Origin of the sequence: Pseudomonas brassicae (assembly GCF_010671725.1) — a bacterium.
GTDB lineage: Bacteria > Pseudomonadota > Gammaproteobacteria > Pseudomonadales > Pseudomonadaceae > Aquipseudomonas > Aquipseudomonas brassicae.
The window spans coordinates 12,216-31,856 of the sequence record NZ_JAAHBU010000011.1; the positions used below are offsets into that span (position 1 = coordinate 12,216).

The following is a 19,641-nucleotide window of genomic DNA, read 5'->3' on the forward strand; positions in this document are numbered from 1 at the left end:
TTACCAGCTGTAGCTCACCTTGCCCGTGATTTCACGCCCCGGGTTGTAGAAGTTCGCCGTGCCGGAACCCACCACGTGCTGCTCATCCAGCAGGTTGCTGACGTTCACCGCAAGGTCGGTGCCCTTGGCAATCTGGTAGTTGAACGCGGCGTCGAACAAGGTGGTGCCATCGCTTTTGCCGGTGTTGGCGGCATCCAGGTAATAGGCGCCGACGTAGCGCGCACCCAGGCCAACGCTCACGTCGGTGCCAGGCACGCTGTAGTAGCTCCACAGCGAGGCGGAATGCTTGGGCGCGGTGGTGAACTGATTTCCCTTGAGCGAGCTGCCGTCGTACAACGAGCCGCGCAGCACCTCGGACTGCATGTAGGAGTAGCCGCCGATCAGGCTGACGTTCTGCGTCACTTGCGCCTTGGCCTCCAGGTCGAGGCCGCGCACCCGCGACTCGCCCACCGTCTGCTGCTCGATGATGCCGCTGGGCAATACCACGGCGATGCTGACGTTTTCCTGGGTCAGGTCGTAGACGGCCGCCGAGAACAGCGCGTCCATCCCCATCGGCGAATACTTCACGCCCACTTCATACTGCTTGCCGGTCTGCGGTGTAACACCCACCTGGGGCGGCGACACCGACTCCACCATGCTCACATAGGTGGAAACCTCATCGTTGACGATGTAGGTCAACGCCCCGCGGTAGGAGGTTTCGGAGAAGCTGTCGTTGTCATCGAACTGCACCGGGCTGGAGAAGCGGTTGTAGCCCTTGCTGGACAGCTCCATGGCGTCGTTGCGCACACCGGCGGTGACGATGAACCGCTCGTAGAACGACAGGTTCTGCTGCAGGAACAGCGCCTTGGTGGTGGCCTCGCTCTTTTTTGCGGTGTATGGCGTGAGTGCGCTCGAGACGCCGGTGAACACCGGGTTGGCAATGTCGATCGAGGACGTCAGGTCGTAGACCGAACGCTCCTTGGTGGACGAGTCGAGGTATTCCACGCCCACCAGGGTGCTGCTGTCGATGTTTTCGAAGCGGGCATCGTATTGCAGCATCAGGTTGCCGTTGAACTGGTTGGCATCACTGTCGGTGCCCAGCAGGTAGCGGGGAATCGTGGTGCCGACCCGCGTGGCGTTATCGCTCAGGTAAACGTAGCCATAGTCATCGGTCAACTCGCTGTAGCGCAGGTTGCTGCGCAGCACGAAGCCGTTGTCGAAGTCATGGGTGACGTTGCCACTGAGGCTGGTGCGCTCCACATCGTGGAAGTTGTAGCTGGGCTCGCCAAAGAAGTCGCTGCGGTCGTATTCCTTGTCCAGCGGGTAGCCGCCACTGTTGGGCGAGCTTTCGGTTTTAAGGTAGTCCAGGATCACCGTCGCCGAGGTGTAGTCGGTGGGCGCCCAGGTCAGACCGCCCATCAGCAAGCGGTTGTCGTCCTGCGAGTGGTCGTACTCGCGGTCGCTGTTCTGCACCTTGGCCGTGAAGCGGCCGGCCACGGTTTTAGCGTCGTTCAGCGCATCCCCCACATCCACGCCGGTCTCGACATGGTCGAACGAACCGTAGGTCACGTAGCCCTGGCCGAACTGCTCGAAGCGCGGTTGCTTGGTCACGAAGTTCACCGAGCCACCGGGGTCTGCCGGGCCGAACAGCGTGGAGTTGGCGCCGCGCAGGATTTCGATGCGCTCGTAGGCGAACGGGTCTTCGCGTACCCCGCGCATCGAACTCAGGGTCAGCCCGTCGCGGTAGGTGGTGGCCTGGAAGCCGCGGATCTGGAAGTAGTCGTTGCGGTCGTCCGTGCCATAGAAGTCGCTGACCACGCCCGGCGTGTATTGCAGCGCCTCTTCGGTGGTGCTCACGCTGCGTTGTTCCATTTCCTTGCGGGTGACCACCGACACCGACGCCGGCGTGTTGAGAATGCTGGTCGCCACCTTGCCGCCCACCCAGAGCTCCTTGGCGACCACCGAGTGGGTGTCGTCGTCGGCACTGACCTTGACCTTGGCATTGATGATCAGGGGCGCGAGGCGGTAGTCCTCGACGTCGGTGACGCTGAGTTCGAGCGGGGCGGCCGCCTTGGGCTGCGGCACCAGCAGGTACGCATTCGGGCCTTGCTGCTGGACCTGCAACTCGCTGCCCTGCAACAGCGAAGCCAGTGCTGCCTGTGTATCTAACGTACCGCTCACGCCCCCGGTGGTGCGGTTGGCCACGCTGGCCGCATCGAAGGACAGACTGATGCCAGCCTCACGCGCAAAGTGGTCAAGCGCCGGCGCCAACGGGCCGGCAGCGATGTTCCACTGCTGCACCTGGTTGCGCGGGTCGGTGGTTGACGTTTGCGCCAGCGCCGGCAGTGCGCAGCTGCTGACGATCAAACCCAGCACCGCACCCTGCAAGGCACGATTCAATGGATGGCGCTGTGGAACCGGGGACGAACTCATTTTCTCGCTCCATGGGAGGGGTCGGCAGATTGGCCTGTATGTCGGCTTTCCTTACAGGCCGAACGAGAATGAGAAATCACCTCATTATTTTTTCAGAAGGGATTCAGGCAGCAGACGGGCTCAGCTGGCGGCGCTCAACGTCACCCAGTAACGGGTGCGATAATCCACGCGCAAGCGCAGTGACTGCGCGACCAATGCCAGTACCTGATCGTTGTCGGCGAGCTGGAAGGTGCCGGACACGCGACGGTCCGCCACCGCTTCGGGCGCAGCGCAGCACGCCGGGGCGATAGCGCGACAGCTCCACCACAAAGTCGCCGAGGCGCATGTTGCGCGCACTGATCACCCCGTCGCCCCAGCTCCATACATCCAGGCCGTTGCCGCTGAACTCACGGGCGCCGCTAGCGGTAAACAGCAACGGCTTTGTGCTCTGGACGTTGCTGCCGCCGCCATCGGCGACGGTTTGGCTGGCCCCCGGGAACACCGTGACAGCGCCGCCCTGCACTGCCAGCAACGTGCCGTCGTCACGCTCACGCGCCAGCAGGCGGGTGCTCTGGGCGCGCACGACGCCGTCGCGTGTCTGTACCCAGAAGGGTCGCGTCTGCGCCGCGTGCTCATCCGCGCCGACCTCCACGATGATTTCGCCACGGCGCAGAATGATCAGCCGTCGCTGCGCGTCGAAGTCGCTGTCGACGGCGCTGTCGCTGTTGAGCTGCACCAGGCTGCCGTCATCGAGCTGCACGTGGCGTTGCTCGCCGGTGTCGCTGTGGTGCTGTGCAAGCATGGCCGGCAGCGATGTGTAATCGCGGCCAAGCCAGCCTGCGGCGCCAATGGTGGCCAGCAGGCCCAGCAGCTTCAGGCTTTCGCGTCGATGCATGCCGCGCTGGGTGCCATCGAGGGTTTGCCGGGCCACTTGAGCGGGGATGCCCGCGAAGTCATCGCCCAGCGACTGCACACGCTGCCACGCCAACTGATGCTCGGGGCGTTGCTGCAGCCAGTGCTCGAAGGTGCGTTGGGTGTGTGCGTCGGCCTGATTGAAGCGCAGGCGCACCAGCCACTCGATGGCCTGGTCGACAACGGCGGGGGCTGGCGCCTGCGGCTTAGCCCTCGGCATAACGCAAGCGATAGCAGTGTTGCAGGGCCTTGGCCAGGTCGCGCTCCACCGTGGCGCGGGAAACGCCCAGCTTTTCGGCGATCTGCGTGCAGGTCAAGCCGTCGAGCTGGGCGAACAGGAAGGCCTGGCGGACTCGGGGTTTGAGCTGGTCGAGCAGGCGGTCGATGCGCTCCAGCGCATCGAGGATCAGCAGCCGGCTTTCTGCCGACGGCACCTCTTGTTGAGGCAGCGCCTCGATGCTGGCGAGGTAGGCACGTTCGAGTTCGCGACGGCGGTACTGGTCGATCATCAGCCCGCGGGCGATGCTGCTCAGGTAGGCACGGGGTTCGCGCAAGGGGCTTGCCTGACGGGACTTGAGCAGGCGTACGAAGGTGTCCTGCGCCAGGTCTGCGGCAGACTCATGACATCCGATGCGTCGGCTCAACCAGCCGTGCAACCACGCATGGTGGGTGCGATAGAGCAGCCCCAGCTCTGCAGTACCAAGCGTATCGTCGCTGCGCATCGGCATCCCGGAAAGTACATGATTGATAATTAGTCGCATTCTACTCATGCGGTGGGGTGTCAGGCAAATGGGAGGCTTGGGGCGCGTACTTGGTCAAAACTGGGTGTTCGCGACTGTCTGCTCTCGGCCAAAAGCGGACGTTCGCTAGCGACCGGTTGAATCCACAGCCATAAGCGGGCAGTTACGATATATCATGAGAAGTAATGACGGGACTGAGATGGGAGTGGCCTGCCAAAAATTGGACGATTTAAACATTCCGACTACTCTCTCGAATTGATATCACTTCGATATCTTCTAATCGAATGGAGGCAGCGATGGCATCAGTCTTGATAACGTACGATCTAATTACTCCAGGAAAGAAATACACAGAGCTTCACAATGCAATAAAGGCGTTGGGCTCCTGGTGGCATTGTGTCGATTCAACTTGGATAGTTAAGTCAGACTTTTCACTTGTGCAGATCCGTGACGAGCTAAAAAAGCATGTCGATTCGAATGACAAGCTGTTGGTTTTAGGGCTCTCAGGTGCCGGGGCATGGGTTGGATTAGACAAAAATTGTTCTGATTGGCTTACCAATAATCTTTAGATTATTTTGCCCTCTTTTGCAGGGGGCATTACCGATACAAGAACGTATTTTTTCAATATGAAAGCAGCCTCAGAGCAGTGGCTTATGCAGGGGGGGGGGGGGCGTAACTGCTAGTAGCCAATATCGGCAGTTGCTGCGGCACGAAGATCTCCTGCTTCTTGGAATTCTTCAGATGCAGGCCGTGCAGTGCCCTCTAAAACACGCGTTCTTGATTCTGTCTCGGCGTCATTCTTCCAAGTGCGCAACAGCTCGGTAGTGAACTTCAAATCTGGCGAGTCAATCGCTGTGCCGTGATTTCGGCACATCCAAATCCCATTGGTCACCGAGCGATGTTCGTCCATCGTCATCTTTTCGTCGTAGCGTGGCCCACCGGGCGCAGCGGCGCAGATGTGCGAAGCGGTGCCCACGCTCATGCGCCCGTTCTCGTCCGAGGTCGCACCTTCGGTAGAGACGCGACAGCCTGGAAAACTGCATAGCCATCCAGCGCGCTGTCCGATCTTACGCCTGGTGCACTCTGTGAAATCGTCTCGATTCTTAGCCATTTGCCATTCGCCTGCTGTTCGCTCCCGCATACTGTGCTGCGCGCTCACCCAAGTGTCCATTAGATCGCGAGCTGTCAGTTCAAGACCTCCATCTCCAAGTATGCTATCTCTTAGGGAAACTCCGAATAAGTTGCCCATCGGCCGGAAATGGGCGGTTTGGGGATGCCGAAAAGCCCGACTTTCAGTCGCTGATTATTGGATAACCAAGGCGAAGCCTTGGTTATCTGCCCTCACGGGCGCACCTCTCCCGCAGCAGGCAATAATTGCCGGCGCACCATCCATAAATTCGACAGCGCAAACAGCGTGGTCAATTGCGCCGTGTTCTTGGCCAAGCCACGGAAGCGGGTTTTCACGTAACCGAACTGGCGCTTGATCACACGAAATGGATGTTCGACCTTCGCTCGCGCCTGCGCTTTGACTTTCTCGATCTTGCGTCGGGCGTTGTAAAGCACGCTGCGTTTGCTCAAGTGCTTGTAGGTACTGCGGCGAGCCGCGACCTGCCAGATCACGGGCCTCCCGTCATGCTCAGGCCGTTTTTCCACGCCGGTGTAACCCGCATCGGCACAGACGAAATTTTCATCACCATGTAGCAGGTGAGCGACCTCCGTTACATCAGCCACATTCGCCGCTGTGCCGTGGACGTGGTGCACCAGGCCCGACTCAGCATCGGCACCAATATGCGCCTTCATGCCGAAGAAATACTGATTACCCTTCTTCGTCTGATGCATTTCAGGATCACGTTTGCCTTCCTTGTTCTTGGTCGAACTGGGGGCGTGAATGATGGTGGCGTCGACAATGGTGCCCTGGCGCAACGACAGGCCCTTGTCTTGCAGGTAATTGTTGATGGTTTCCAGAATCCCCGAAGCCAGTTGGTGCTTCTCCAGCAGGTGCCGGAAATTCATGATGGTCGTGTCTTCGGGGATCGGAGCGCTGAGCGTTAGATGAGCAAACTGGCGCATCGAAGTGATCTCGTACAGCGCTTCTTCCATAGCTGGGTCGCTCAACGAGAACCAGTTCTGCAGCAGGTGAATACGCAGCATGGTTTCCAGTGGGTAAGGCTTGCGGCCACCGCCAGCCTTTGGGTAATGCGGCTCGATCAATGCCACCAAACCGCTCCACGGCACCACCTGCTCCATCTCGGCCAGGAAACGTTCGCGGCGGGTCTGCTTGCGCTTACCAGCGTACTCGAAATCGGAAAAGCTCATCTGACTCATGGGATGGAGGGCTTGTGGGGGGAATTGACGGGAGGGCTATTTCAGCACAGCTCAGATGGCCTGTGCTGACTTGATCGGAGAATCCTAAGCGGCCCTTACTAACGGGGACTGCCAGGTTTTTTATGTGCGGGCCGGTAACGCCACCCTCTCACCTTCCCCAAAAACTTGAATCTCCCTCCCAACCCCGTTAGCCTACCCCGGTCGCTGTAAATCCAGCGTCCGGGTTTGGTCACCCGAGAACATCAAGGCGCACAAAGCGCCGCATCCGAACCAGTGGCGCTTTTTTGTGTCTGCTGTTTCGTGTTATGGCGGCTGTGCGTGGGGCGCACTCGTGCGCGCCGGGTTCCTTGATTCCCGGTTGACCAACCTGCGTACAGCCGCCACCCATCGTTTGGTCACGATGCTGGTCGGCTCCGACAATCAAGAGCTCCACAATGATAAAAATCGTTCCCGATCCTCCGCTTGCTACCCCCCGCAAACCCGCCTACACCGCCTTCGGCTGTTGCAACGGCAATCACCCTCCCCTGTTTTCCGTCTGCGATGGCATCGAACTCGAAGATGCATTGGTCCACCTGTCGCTGCAGATCCAGTGCGCCAAGCAAACCACCGCTCAAGCCTGCGAACGTGCCGATGAGCAGTTCAAAAACCTGTTGATGGCAACGCAGCATTCGCTGGAACTGAGCAATGCATTGATCGAGTCGGTTCTCGATGGCATGGAGGCAAAAGCGGCCAGCAAGTAACGACGCAACACACGGGCCGCAGACGCGGCCTACCGAAACCAACCGATGTTCATGGAGGAAACCGTGCGGATCTACATTACAGGCGCCTCGTGTGCCGGCGTGACCACCCTGGGCCATGCCCTCGTCCCTTTGCTCGGCCTGCATCAGGTCGATGTGGACGACTTCTACTGGCTGCCCACCAATCCCCCCTTCTCGGTCAAGCGACCGCCCGAGGAACGGGTGTGCATGATCGAGCAGGCACTCGGTGACGACGACTGGGTGCTGAGCGGTTCTTGCAATGGGTGGGGCGAAGCGCTGATTGCCAAGGCCGACCTGATCGTGTTTGTGGAAACCCCAACCGCCGTTCGCCTTGAGCGGCTGGCCGCCCGTGAGAAGGGCCGGTTTGGTGATCGGATAGCCCCCGGCGGCGATATGCACGACATACACGTGGCCTTCCGCGCCTGGGCTTCGGAGTATGACAACCCAGCGTTTGGCGGGCGCAACCGAGCACGCCATGAGGTGTGGATTTCGGAGCAGACGGTGCCGCTGACTAGGATTGATGGCACGCGCAGTACTGACGAAATGGCAGCGGATGTGGTTGATGCCCTGAGTCGGTTGCTGCCCATGACAAACGGTCGCTTGCCCACTACGGGCATTCGCACCGACGCCTGAAAGACTCAGCCGTCTTCACCCACCCCGCAGAGCCTGCATCAGCTGTCCAACAACGACGGCTTCGACGGCGCCCTCACTGGCGCCCGCCTCAAAAGCAGCGCAACAAGCCGATGCGTCGCGGTCGCCAATCCGGTAGACCGCAATGGCACTGCCTGGCCCGCAGCCTGTGTGCCCGCTTAGGCAATATCCGCCCTCGATTGCCCCCTGCATCACACCAAGGCCATAGCCCGGTGTGAGCCATGGGCGCCCGGCAATAGGGCCGCCCACTGTTCGGGCCGTCTGCACTTGCTCGATCAAGCCCGTGCAGAGCAGGTCTGCGCACAAGAGCCGATCCAGAAACCGCGCTGCTTGCGAAATCGGGCCGATCAACAGGCCGTGGTAAACCCAGGCAGGGTCATAGTTTGAGGTGCTTGCACCTTGGGTCGATTGCACGTCTGCTCGCGTTTTGGCGAAGCGAACATTCGACAGGCCCAGAGGGGTCAGCACACGTTGAGCCACTGCATCATCAAGCGTCAGATCAGTCGTAATGCCGGCTGCTGCCGGCCATGGATAGCGCCACGCCTGAACGCCACCGGCAAAACTTAATAAATCTTAATGCTCCATCCATTCCTGCATCTGCTATCACGGGGTTCCCTCCAGCCCAACCAGTAGTGCACAACAGCTTCAACCCACGCCCAAGCTTTGATGGATGCCGGGCAGGCTCCGCTGTTCGGGCTGAATCAGTGGCAGTGACCGCCGTAATGGATGAACGAAGATGTCACATAAAAAATACCTGTACTTGCTGCTCATGGTGCTGTCGATACCGGTGCTGTGGACACTGAATGGCTCCTATACCTATGGGCTGGGCATGTTCTACGGCAGCGGTGTCGCACAGAGCTCTACCCTCTATTCGGCAGCCTCGCTGGTCGCCCTGCTACTGCTGTCCCCCATCATCGTTTTTGCAAGAAATGCTTATCGCAAGGCCAAAGGAAAACGCCCGGACCTCAGCTATTCGACGAGCATCATGGTCATTCTGATCGGCGTCGTTGTCGGGCTTTTCGTGGTCACGCCCGGCATGAGCAAATGGCAGCTGCATCGCGAGGATGGGCAGCTGAGGGCGCTGTATCTCAGCCTGCGTACTGCCACCACGCAGGCACAGCTGGAGCAAGCACTCAAGCAGCATCGACCTGTGCGCGCATTTGAGGTCAACCCCAGGCATCGGATTCGTGATGAGAACTACATCAGGAAGAACAACCTGACGCTCACAGAGGGCGTCGCGTTCATGAGGCTTTCATACCCTTCGGGCAACGCCTTCTCGCCCAGAAGAACGCATATCTTCGTGTCGTTGGACAAGGCATCCGAGAAGGTTCTGGCGATGTGTCTTGCCAGGGACGATCTTCTCGAATGTGAGTAACAGCAGCTTTCATTGCCTCGCGCCCTTATGCCAACGCTGGCTGATTGCGCGGGTCCAATCCGATGCAAACAATCGGTCAGTCCGAAGGCCGCGCCTGAACTTTCCAGTCCCACCCGAAGCTTTGCGCACACGGCGCAAGCCATCGACGAAGCTGCGGATTGCTCGCCAGCGCCGAGGGCTCGACATAGCGGGCGCCGATGTTGGCGTGGGGCAAGAAGCGCACGTCAAGGCTGCGCTCCAGTTGCTCGACCACGTGTGGAAACGCGGCCAGGCTCGCCAGGCGCGGCCACTTCACCAGCTTTCGATAACGCAGCTGCTGGGACTCGATACGCAGGTCGTCATTCGGGCGCCATTGCGCCAGGTAGAGCTGGTCGTGGCGCTCCAGTTGAAGCCGCCAATGGCCCCAGGAGGGCACGATCAGCTCAAGCTTCAGGCTCTCAGGCCTCAATTTTTTGCGCTTGTAGAACCAGTGCTCGATGGGGTCGTTGCTCAGCACGATGGAAAAGGTACTGCCCTGCGGCATATCACCCATATCGAACTGGGCGAACCAGTGGGCGGCCTCTGACTGGCCGGGATTATCGGGCATACACGCCTCTGCTTGAAAAGTGGATCACACACCCTGACGGGCACGATGACTGGCCGGCGCGGCTACCCAGCTCACTGCGCATTCATCAACTCACGCACCCGCACCGCCAGGGTGTCGACGGCAAAGGGCTTGATCAGCACGTGCATGCCGGGCTCCAGTTGCCCATCACCAAGGGCTGCGCTTTCGGCGTAGCCGGTGATGAAAAAGGTCTTCAGGCCCGGCCGCACCTGCCGCGCCGCGTCGGCCATCTGGCGGCCGTTCATGCCGCCGGGCAAACCGACGTCGGTGATCAGCAGGTCGATACGCACCTCGGAGCGCAGCACGTCGAGGCCGGTCAGGCTGTCGGCCGCTTCGATCACGGCATAACCAAGGTCGCTCAGCACGTCGCTGAGCAACAGCCGCACGCTGGGCTCGTCATCCACCACCAGGATGGTCTCGCCGCCGGCCCTGCACGGGGCAGCAAACTGCTTGCCCAGGTCTTCGCGCGCCACCGCATCGCCGTGGTAACGCGGCAGGTAGATGCACAGGGTGGTGCCCTTGCCCACCTCGGAGGCGATGCGCACCTGCCCGCCCGACTGCTTGGCAAACCCGTAGATCATCGACAACCCCAGGCCCGTGCCCTGGCCAATCGGCTTGGTGGTAAAAAACGGGTCGAACGCCTTGGCCACCACGGCAGCCGGCATGCCGGTGCCGGTGTCGGTCACGCTCAGGGTCAGGTACTCGCCCTGCGGCACGTCCAGCAGTTGGGCGTTGTGTGCGTCGATGACATGGTTGGCCGTCTCGATGGTGATCCGCCCGCCGTCCTGCATGGCATCGCGCGAGTTGATGCACAGGTTCAGCAAGGCGTTCTCCAGTTGGCTGGTATCGACCCGCGCCGGCCAGAGGTCGGCCGAGGTCACGGTCTGCACGTCGATGCTGGGGCCCACGGTACGCTGGATCAGTTCGGTCATGCCCTCCACCAGCGCGCTGATGTCGGTGGGCCGCGGGTCCAGCGTCTGGCGCCGGGAGAACGCCAGCAAGCGGTGCGTCAGCGCGGCCGCACGCTTGGCCGCGCCCTGGGCGGTGACCAGGTAGCGGTCGACGTCGGCCAGGCGCCCTTGCGCGATACGCGTGGCCATCAATTCGAGTGCGCCCGAGATGCCGGCCAACAGGTTGTTGAAGTCGTGCGCCAGGCCACCGGTGAGTTGCCCCACCGCTTCCATTTTCTGCGACTGGCGCAGCTTTTCTTCGGCTTGCATGAGTTCGGCGGTACGCTCGGCCACGCGCTGCTCCAGGGTTTCGTTGAGCGAGCGCAGGGCGGCGGTGGCGCGGTCGCGCTGCGCCTGCACCGAACGCCGCTCCTCGACGTCGATCAGTACCCCCGGGAAGCTCAGCGGCGTGCCGTCCGCGGCGTGGTCGACGCGGCCATTGGCCTCGATCCAGTAGTACTTGCCGTCGGCTCGCCGCACCCGGTACTGGTAGGCATAGGCGCCGCCGCGGGCGATCACCTCGTCGATGGCCTGCTTGAGCCCTGCGCGGTCTTCGGGGTGCACCGTGGCAATCACCTGCTCCAGGCTCAGGCCCTCATGGCCCAGGGCCGGGTCCAGGCCGAAGGCGCGGGCGAAGGCGTCGTCCACGGTGAAGCTGTCATTGGGCAGGTCCCAGTGCCAGGTGCCGAAGATGGCGCCGGCGGCCAGCGCCAATTGAACGCGCTCGACGTTTTCGCGGGCTACCGTCTCGCTTTGGCGCAGGCGTTCTTCGGCGTTGCGGCGCCCGGTCACGTCGCTGAACAGGATCGCGATCTGCCGGTCGGCCGGGTCCCCCACCCGCAACGCGCGCACGTCGAACCAGCGCTGAAAGCTCTTGGCATAGCTTTCGAAGTTGGCCGGGATACCGGTCTTGGCCACGCCACCATACGTCTCGAACCAGAACGGCTCCAGGTCGGGGGCGAACGAGGTGACCCACTTGCCGCGCAGGTCTACCCCGGCCTGACGTTCGAAGGCCGCGTTGGCTTCGACGAAGCAGTAGTCGATAGGCTTGTCGTCGGCATCGAACTTGACCTTCACGATCGCGAAGGCCGCTTCGACGGTTTCCAGGATGGTCCTGAAGCGCTCCTCGCTCTGGCGCAGTGCCGCTTCGGTACTGCGCATGCGGGTGAGGTCGAGCATGGCGCCGATCATGCGAATGGCCAGGCCATTGGCGTCACGAATCACGTGGCCGCGGTCGAGCACCTCGGCGTAGGAGCCGTCGGCGCGGCGCAAGCGGTATTCATCGGCCCAGGCAAAGCCGGTGCCGTCGATCACGGCGTGGATCGAGGCGTGGATACGCGCACGGTCATCGGGGTGTATCTGCGCGATCCACCACTCGCCGGTCGGCTCCACCGCTGCTGGAAGATGCCCGTAGGCCTCCTCCAGCGCATCGTTCCACAGCACGTGGTTGGCCGCCAGGTCCCAGTCCCAGATGGCGTCATTGGTGGCTTTGACCGCCAGCCGGTAACGCGCCTGGCTGCTGGCCAGTGCCGAACGATTGGCATCCAGCTCGGCAGTGACCTGGCTGTGGTGCGCCTGCTGCAGGGCCGCACGCAAGTGCATCACCTCGGCTTCAAGTTGCTCGCGGGTAAGATGTCTCAAGGTTTCAGCCACTGACGCACCCTGTGTCGCTGCAGAAGGATGGGGATTCGATCGCGTGAGCTTACCCGTCAAAGCATCGCGGCGGAACACGCGCCACACAACAACAGGGTTACCGCTCTGCTGATTGACCAGGCCACTGCGCGCCTGGTTCCAAAGCAGCTCGAACTGCGCGCACGGCCTATCTGCGACCACGAAAAACCGGCACAATTGCCGGCTTTTTTCCCGACAGGAAGTCCCCATGCAGCGCATCGTGATTCTGGGCAACGCCGGCAGCGGCAAATCCACCCTCGCCCGCGCCCTGGGCAAGCGCCTGGGGTTGCCCGTGGTGCATCTGGACACGCTGTTCTGGGCGCCCGGCTGGGTCGAACCGGATGCCGAACAGTTCCGCGCCAGGGTGCGTGAAGCCGTCGCGCCAGAGACCTGGGTATGTGAAGGCAATTACGCCCGGCGCACCTTCGACCTGCGCCTGCCACGTGCCGAGCTGGTCATCTGGCTGGACACGCCACGGCTCAGCTGTTTCTGGCGGGTAATTGTGCGCAGCGTGATGAACCGCCCGCGCCCGGACCTTGCGGCAGGCTGCACCGAAAAACTGGACCGTGCGTTCCTGACGTTTCTGAAGTTCGTGTGGACGTTCGACGCAGGGTATCGACCTGGTATCGAGGCGGTTCGCCTGGCCAAGGGACCGCAGGTGCCGGTTGTGCACCTTCGCGGTAGACAGCAGATCGAGGCGTTTCTCGCTCAACCCGTTTTGCACCCCTGCGCGCATGGTTTGCGCTGACGTTAGCCGGTAGCATGGCACCCTGAAAACCGCACAACGGTACACCCTATGCTCACCGTGCAGGACCTGATCGATATCGAGCTGCTCAAGCTGCAGGCAGTGGCAGGCCTGGCCGGCACCAGCAGGCAAATCACCTGGGCCCATACCGTCGAGCTGCCAGACCCCTGGCGCTGGGTGTCGCCCGGCGACCTGGTGATGACCACGGGGCTCGGCATCCCGCGCACAGCGAAAGCGCAGACCACCTGGCTCGAACACCTGGTGCAAAGCAACGCCAGCGCCCTGGTTGTAGCGCCCAGGCAGGATGCGCCGCCGCTCTCGCGCAACCTGCTGGAGGCCGCTGACCGCCTGATGTTCCCGGTGCTGCAAGCCAGCTTCGAGCTTGAGTTCGTGAAGCTCTCCCACTATGTGATCGAAAGCGTGCTGCAAGCCCAGCGCGAACGCTTCAATGCCAGCGAGCGGCTGTTCCAGACCTACGCCCAAGCCCTGCGCAAGGCACCCGACATGGCCGGGCGGCTGTCACTGCTGGCCAGCGCACTGCAACTGGACCTGGCCATCGAGGATGCCGTCAGCGGCACGTGCATCGTCGACACGGCATTGAGCGCCCCCACTACGCGCGAAGGCGTCGAGCGCATACCGATTGGTGGCCGAACACGCGCCAACCTGGTGATGGCGCGCAGCACAAGGCGCACCCAGGATGACGCTATCCTGGTGCGCTCACTGGTGGGCCTGCTGGGTGTGGAGCTGGAGCGGCTGCTGATTCACCGCGACCAGCAACGTGAAGAAGGCGCGGCACTGCTGCGCAGCCTGCTCGACAACGAAACCGAACTCACCCTCGCCCGGCCCGTGCTGGAACGCCGTGGCCTGGTGGGCCCACTGGTCAGCCTGGCCATCCTGCCCGGTGGCGACGGGCCCTGGCCTGCCGACGCGCTGCACCAGTCACCCGCCTTGCACCGTTCAAGCCCGCTGTTGCTGAGCGAACCGCCGTTGCTGCTGGTGCTCAGCCAGGACCACCCTGAGACCTTCGCGGCGCTGCGTGACAACCTGGGCGCCCGTACGCTGATCGGCATCAGCGGTACCCTCGCTGCGGCCACCGGCTTTCGTGAAAGCGTGAGGCAAGCACGGCTGGCACTGACCCAGGCGCAAGAGACCGGTACACCGCTACTGCGCTATGCAGAGGCAGAACGCGGCTTGATCATGGCGCCCAAATCCCTTGAGGAGGCCCGTGCACTGGTGGGGCGCTACCTGGGACCCTTGATCGAGCATGACCGCAGCCAGGGCGCGGCATTGCTGCCAACCCTGATGCGCTTTCTTGAAAACGATGGCAACTGGAAGGCCGCCGCCTCCGACCTGGGCATACACCGCCAGACGCTGGTGTACCGCCTCAAGCTGGTGGAGCAACTGACCGGGATCAAGCCCACCACTACCGCTGGCATCGCACGCTTCTGGATTGCGCTGCAGGCGGGCAAGAACACCGACCTGCTCACCCCCAACGGTTGAACGCAAACGGCCCCGCTGCGTGGGCGGGGCCGTTGTCGTGCCGCTAGCCGGCGGTGTCAGTTGCTGGTCGGCATCGCAAATTGCGCGCCGTTGGCAATCGACTGCGGCCAGCGCTGCATGATGCTTTTCTGTTTGGTGTAGAAGCGCACGCCCTCTTCGCCATACGCGTGCATGTCGCCAAACAGGCTCTTCTTCCAGCCACCAAAACCGTGCCAGGCCATGGGCACCGGGATCGGCACGTTGATGCCGACCATGCCGACCTGGATGCGACGGCCGAACTCGCGGGCGATATGGCCATCGCGGGTGTAGCAGCTCACGCCGTTACCGTACTCGTGGTCGTTGATCAGTTGCACGGCTTCGCCGAAATCCTTGACGCGGATGCAGGCAAGCACAGGGCCGAAGATCTCTTCCTTGTAGATGCGCATGTCGGGGGTGACGTCATCGAACAGCGTACCGCCCATCCAGAAGCCATCACCACAGCCCTCGCCCGCCGTTTCAGCGTCGAAGTTGCGGCCATCCACCAACAGCGTGGCACCTTCCTTGATGCCCTGTTCGATGTAGCCGGTGATCCGCTGGTGGGCAGCGCGGGTCACGATCGGGCCCATCTCGGCGTCGAGGTTCTTGCCGTCGAGCACCTTGAGCGCGCGGGTGCGTTCGATCAGTTTCGGCATCACCTTTTCGGCGGTTTCATCCCCCACGAAGACCGCCACGCTGATGGCCATGCAGCGCTCGCCGGCCGAGCCATAGGCGGCGCCGATCAGCGCATCGACGACCTGGTCGATGTCGGCGTCGGGCATGACCACCAGGTGGTTCTTGGCCCCGCCGAGCGCCTGCACACGCTTGCCGTGGCGGGCACCCGTCTCGTAGATATGGTTGGCGATGGGCGTGGAGCCGACAAACGAGATCGCCTGCACATCGGGGTGTTCCAGCAGCGCGGTGACGGCCTCCTTGTCGCCCTGCACCACGTTGAACACGCCGTCCGGCAGGCCGGCCTCTTTGAGCAGCCGGGCTATGTACAGGCTCGGGCTGGGGTCGATCGGGCTGGGCTTGAGCACGAAGGTGTTGCCGGTGGCCAGGGCCACCGGGAACATCCACATCGGTACCATCACCGGGAAGTTGAAGGGCGTCACGCCGGCCACCACACCCAGCGGCTGGCGCAGGGTCCAGTTGTCGATGTTGGTGCTGACCTGGTCGGTGAAATCGGTCTTGAGCAATTGCGGTGCGCCGCAGGCGAATTCGACCACCTCGATGCCGCGCATGACTTCGCCCTGGGCGTCGGTGAACACCTTGCCGTGCTCGGCGGTGATCAAGCGGGCCAGGTCGTCGCGGTGTTCGTTGAGCAGCGCCAGGAAGCGGTTGAGCACCCGCGAGCGGCGCAGCGGCGAGAGGTTGCTCCAGGCCGGGAATGCCGCCTGGGCGCTGGCCACGGCAGCCGCCACATCGGCATGGCTGGCCAGTTGCACCTGGCCGCTGACGGCACCGGTAGCCGGGTTGTAGACCGGCAGCTGCTGGCCGCTGGTGGCAGGCGCAGGCGCGCCGCAAATCCAGTTTGCGAGGGTATGGGTCATAAAGAAGTTCTCGAGCATGGGTAACACGGCGGCTTGTCGAAGCCGCCGCCAGGGAAACGGCGCCTGTCAGTAGATGGCGTAGACCTTTCTGACGGTCTCAAACACATCCCAACGCCCGGTCCAGCCGGGCGGGAGGATGATCAGGTCACCACCGGTGACCTCCACCGCTTGTGCGGTGGCGTCATCGGTCAGCACGGCGCGGCCGCTGATGATGTAGGTGAACTCGGTATCGGGCCGATCGACCACCGGCCAGCCACCAGGCTGGCATTCCCACACCCCCAGGTGGCCAGTAGCGCCGGGCGCCAGCGTCTGGAGGGCAATCTGCGGGTCGCCGTGGTCCGCACCGGCGCGTTGGCCGGCAGGGTTCAGCGGCAGCGACGCGATGGCGCCGGCTTTGATAATCGTGAAAGTTGTCACGGCATACTCCTGTTAATGCGCACCGGTCAGTTTCTCGAGCAACATCGCGGTGCGAGAGGGACGGCGGGTGATGCGTTCTTCGATGTCGCTCAGCGCAGCGGCCGCCAGGCCGCTGTTTACACCAAGCCAGCGCAGCGGCTCTGGCTCCCATGACGGGGAGCGGTGATTGACCAGGGGCAGCGCATTGATGTCCTCGTCCTGTTCAAGGATCAGGTTGCGCAGGATGCGGCCCGCCAGGTTGCTGGTGGCCACGCCGTCACCGACATAGTTGCCGGCCCAGGCGATACGGTGCTTGCGGTCGATGCTCACCGTGGGGCACCAGTCGCGCGCAACGCCCAGTGCGCCGCCCCAGCGGTGGGTGATACGCGCGTCGGCCAGGGCCGGGAAGAACTCGACCAGCGCCGCGTGGATCTTGTGATGGATGCTGTCCACCAGGTCGGCCTGTTCGGCTATGCGCGAGCCCCATTGATAGGGCGCGCCACGCCCACCGAACACCAGCCGGCCCTCGGCGGTGACCTGCCCATAGACGCGCAGGTGACGCATGTCATTGAACGCCTGGCGATGGTCCAGGTTGAGTTTGGCGAGCAGCTCGCGCGGTAACGGCTCGGTGGCCAGCACCAGCGAATACAGCGGGATGACAAAGCGCGAATAACCGGGTTGCTGCGAGGTAAACGCCTCGGTGGCGCGCACCGTGAACTGCGCGCTCACCGCGCCGTGTGCAGTACATACGCGCCCAGGTGTGTGTTCGGTGACGGCCGACTGTTCGTAGATCCTGGCCCCCATCCGTTCGACCAACTGGGCCAGCCCCCGCACCAGCTTGCCGGGGTGAATGAGTGCGCAATGCTCGGTGTACAACCCGCCCACTGCGCCCTGTGCCCCTACCCTGGCGCCGGCCTGGGCCGCATCCAGGGCCTGCCACTGGTGAGGCAGGCCGAACTGCGTCGAGGCCGCCACCGTGGCGTGCACGCGCGCCAGTTGCGCGCTGCTACGGGCCAGCGAAACAAAGCCCTGCTTGGCGTAGTCGGCCTCGACCCCCTCCACGCTGAGAACGCGGCCGATTTCGTCGACGGTATGGTTCATCGCCGCCTGCAGGTGCAGGGCCGCATCGTGGGAGTACAACTGCGCCACCCTGGGCAGCGAGATCGGGAAAATTGCCGACGCCCATCCACCATTGCGCCCCGAGGCGCCGAAGCCGACCTGGTGCTGTTCAAGCAACACCACACGCAGTGACGGGTCTTGCTTGAGCAGGTAGTACGCGGTCCACAGGCCCGTGTAACCCGCGCCGATGATCACCACATCGGCCTGCACCGTGGCATGCAGGCGCTCGCGCGGCGGGCCCGGCGCGAACCACAGCGGCCGGTTGGGTAACTGAGTCAATTCAAGTTTTGCTGACATGCTGATGGCTTCCCATTGACGCCCCTGAACAGGGGGTGTGTCTGATACGGCGGGGCGGGTTAGCTGCTGCTCGCCGGCCCGACCTTGACCTCGCGGCTGCGCCCTGCACGGGTCACACGCAGCAGTACGTAGGAGGCCGCGATCACGGCAATCGCGAGCAGGCATTGCACAAGGCTCACCTGCATGGTGGGGTCGAAGGCCATGCTGACCAGTACCGCCAGGATCGACGCCGTTACCAGCAGCGGCAGCCACGGGTGGCCCCACATCGCGAATTTCAGCGTGCCTGCCTGCACCCACTTGCGGCGCAGCTTGATCTGCGACAGGCAGATCACCAGGTAGACGAACAGGAACACCGTGCCGGATGAATTGATCAGGAACTGGAATACCGTGTCGGGCCACACCGCCGCGATCACCACGCAGCCATACCCCACCAGGGTCGAGGCGATCACGCCGCGTACCGGCACGCCCCTGCTGCTCACCGCCGCGATCCAGCGCGGTGCCTCAGCGTTGGACGCCAGCACGTACAGCAGCCGCGACGAGGTGTACAGCCCGGCATTGAGTACCGACAGCACCGCCACCAGGATCACCACGGTAAGCATGTCGCCAGCGCCAGGGATGCCCATGTGCTCCAGCGTGGTCACGAAGGGTGACTTGCCGGGGGTGATGTCGGTCCAGGGCTGGGCGACGACGATAAAGAAGGTCGCCAGCACGAAGAACACCAGGATGCGCACCATCACGGTGTTGACCGCCTTGCGAATGTTGCGCGAAGGGTCTTCGGACTCGGCGGCGGCCAGGGTGGCCACCTCCACACCGGTCATGGAGAAGATCACCACCACCACACCGGTGAACAGCGACGACACGCCATGGGGCAGGAAGCCGCCATGCTCGGTCAGGTTGGCGAAACTTGCGGTGGAGCCTGGCCACAGGTTGAACACATAGGCGCCGGTCACCAGCAGAAACACCACGATGGCAACGACCTTGATGCCGGCGAACCAGTATTCGGCCTCACCGAAGGAGTGCACCGACATCAGGTTGAGCAGGGTCATGCCCACCATCAGCCCCAGGGCGATGACCCACACCGGCAGGTCGGGGAACCAGCCATTGATGATCTGGCCACCGACCACGGCCTCGAAGCCCACCACGATGACCCAGAAGTACCAGTACAGCCAACCGGTCATATAGCCTGCCGGGCGACCGAAGGCCATGCGTGCGTAATCGACGAATGAGCCCTTGGCCGGGTGCGCGGCGGCCATTTCGCCGAGCATGCGCATCACCAGCGCAACGATCAGGCCGGTGATGGCGTAGGTAATGAACGCGCCTGGGCCGGTCGCGGCAATCACGGCACTGGAGCCGACGAACAACCCCGCACCGATGACACCACCCAGGGCCAGCATACTGATGTGTCGCGTCTTGAGTGCACGCTTCAAACGCGGATCGTGCTCCGTCTGAACAGGCATGGCTGTCTCCTCTTGTTTTAGTAATCAACACCGCCTTTTCAAAAGGTTATGCACGTGGGGTGCGGGAGAACATCGTCAAAAAACACGTCGCGGGCGGACGGCCTGTACAAATGTATGAAGGCTGGGTATTAACGTTTGCGCCTGCCGACGCTGCGCGAGCTGTTGTTCGCGCAACCACGCAGCAG

General features: G+C 62.7%; 15 protein-coding genes and 2 pseudogenes. 5 read left to right on the forward strand and 12 right to left on the reverse strand.

All coding sequences use genetic code 11. From position 1 onward, the window contains the following. The 5 genes and pseudogenes from G3436_RS01195 to G3436_RS01215 all read right to left on the reverse strand — a co-directional run bounded on the left by G3436_RS01195 (window position 1) and on the right by G3436_RS01215 (window position 6,365). Entirely contained in the window at window positions 1-2,412 is a 2,412-nt protein-coding gene (locus G3436_RS01195) for a TonB-dependent siderophore receptor (protein ID WP_163940506.1), read from the reverse strand. A 120-nt stretch (window positions 2,413-2,532) separates the two neighbouring features. Continuing rightward, window positions 2,533-3,523: pseudogene (locus tag G3436_RS01200) on the reverse strand (FecR domain-containing protein). Further along, entirely contained in the window at window positions 3,510-4,025 is a 516-nt protein-coding gene (locus G3436_RS01205) for a sigma-70 family RNA polymerase sigma factor (protein ID WP_163940508.1), read from the reverse strand. Before G3436_RS01205 ends, G3436_RS01200 begins: the two are co-directional and overlap by 14 nt. 694 nt (window positions 4,026-4,719) lie before the next feature. After that, a complete protein-coding gene (locus tag G3436_RS01210; RefSeq protein ID WP_163940510.1) occupies window positions 4,720-5,022 on the reverse strand; it encodes a hypothetical protein in 303 nt (100 codons plus the stop codon). A gap of 359 nt (window positions 5,023-5,381) precedes the next feature. Beyond that, window positions 5,382-6,365 carry an IS5 family transposase gene (locus tag G3436_RS01215; protein ID WP_163940512.1) on the reverse strand — a complete coding sequence of 328 codons (984 nt, stop codon included), beginning with the start codon at window positions 6,363-6,365 and terminating at the stop codon, window positions 5,382-5,384. 434 nt (window positions 6,366-6,799) lie between these two features. On the opposite strand from G3436_RS01215, the gene G3436_RS01220 reads away from it, so the two are divergent. Both G3436_RS01220 and G3436_RS01225 read left to right on the forward strand, forming a co-directional pair. Next, on the forward strand, window positions 6,800-7,105 hold the full coding sequence (locus G3436_RS01220; RefSeq protein WP_163940514.1) for a DUF6124 family protein: 306 nt from the start codon (window positions 6,800-6,802) through the stop codon (window positions 7,103-7,105). Window positions 7,106-7,168: 63 nt separating this feature from the next. Further along, window positions 7,169-7,756 (forward strand): P-loop NTPase family protein, encoded by a 588-nt coding sequence (locus G3436_RS01225; RefSeq protein ID WP_163940576.1) that lies wholly within the window; start codon window positions 7,169-7,171, stop codon window positions 7,754-7,756. Between the two features lie 15 nt (window positions 7,757-7,771). On the opposite strand, the pseudogene G3436_RS01230 reads toward G3436_RS01225, so the two are convergent. Continuing rightward, window positions 7,772-8,278 (reverse strand): annotated as a pseudogene (locus G3436_RS01230) (serine hydrolase family protein); the annotation flags it as partial. A 232-nt stretch (window positions 8,279-8,510) separates the two neighbouring features. Here G3436_RS01230 and G3436_RS01235 point away from each other — a divergent pair. After that, the gene (locus G3436_RS01235; RefSeq protein ID WP_163940516.1) at window positions 8,511-9,149 is read left to right on the forward strand and encodes a hypothetical protein; all 639 of its coding nucleotides are present in this window, start codon (window positions 8,511-8,513) and stop codon (window positions 9,147-9,149) included. A gap of 76 nt (window positions 9,150-9,225) precedes the next feature. Here G3436_RS01235 and G3436_RS01240 read toward each other — a convergent pair whose 3' ends face one another. Further along, window positions 9,226-9,735: a hypothetical protein gene (locus tag G3436_RS01240; RefSeq protein ID WP_163940518.1), complete on the reverse strand. Its 510-nt coding sequence runs from the start codon at window positions 9,733-9,735 to the stop codon at window positions 9,226-9,228. 71 nt (window positions 9,736-9,806) lie between these two features. Then, window positions 9,807-12,305, reverse strand: a complete 2,499-nt coding sequence (locus G3436_RS01245; protein WP_163940578.1) for a PAS domain-containing protein — start codon at window positions 12,303-12,305, stop codon at window positions 9,807-9,809. A gap of 277 nt (window positions 12,306-12,582) precedes the next feature. Here G3436_RS01245 and G3436_RS01250 point away from each other — a divergent pair, with 277 nt between their 5' ends. Both G3436_RS01250 and G3436_RS01255 read left to right on the forward strand, forming a co-directional pair. Then, window positions 12,583-13,122, forward strand: a complete 540-nt coding sequence (locus G3436_RS01250; RefSeq protein WP_163940520.1) for a P-loop NTPase family protein — start codon at window positions 12,583-12,585, stop codon at window positions 13,120-13,122. A 48-nt stretch (window positions 13,123-13,170) separates the two neighbouring features. Continuing rightward, window positions 13,171-14,619, forward strand: a complete 1,449-nt coding sequence (locus G3436_RS01255; protein ID WP_163940522.1) for a PucR family transcriptional regulator — start codon at window positions 13,171-13,173, stop codon at window positions 14,617-14,619. Between the two features lie 56 nt (window positions 14,620-14,675). On the opposite strand, the gene G3436_RS01260 is transcribed toward G3436_RS01255, so the two are convergent. The 4 genes from G3436_RS01260 to G3436_RS01275 all read right to left on the reverse strand — a co-directional run bounded on the left by G3436_RS01260 (window position 14,676) and on the right by G3436_RS01275 (window position 19,456). Then, a complete protein-coding gene (locus G3436_RS01260) occupies window positions 14,676-16,187 on the reverse strand; it encodes a CoA-acylating methylmalonate-semialdehyde dehydrogenase (protein ID WP_163940524.1) in 1,512 nt (503 codons plus the stop codon). 66 nt (window positions 16,188-16,253) lie between these two features. Continuing rightward, window positions 16,254-16,604, reverse strand: a complete 351-nt coding sequence (locus G3436_RS01265) for a cupin domain-containing protein (RefSeq protein WP_163940526.1) — start codon at window positions 16,602-16,604, stop codon at window positions 16,254-16,256. 12 nt (window positions 16,605-16,616) lie between these two features. Beyond that, window positions 16,617-17,981: an NAD(P)/FAD-dependent oxidoreductase gene (locus G3436_RS01270; protein WP_243666966.1), complete on the reverse strand. Its 1,365-nt coding sequence runs from the start codon at window positions 17,979-17,981 to the stop codon at window positions 16,617-16,619. Window positions 17,982-18,058: 77 nt separating this feature from the next. Next, entirely contained in the window at window positions 18,059-19,456 is a 1,398-nt protein-coding gene (locus G3436_RS01275; RefSeq protein WP_163940530.1) for an amino acid permease, read from the reverse strand. Window positions 19,457-19,641: the final 185 nt, after the last annotated feature.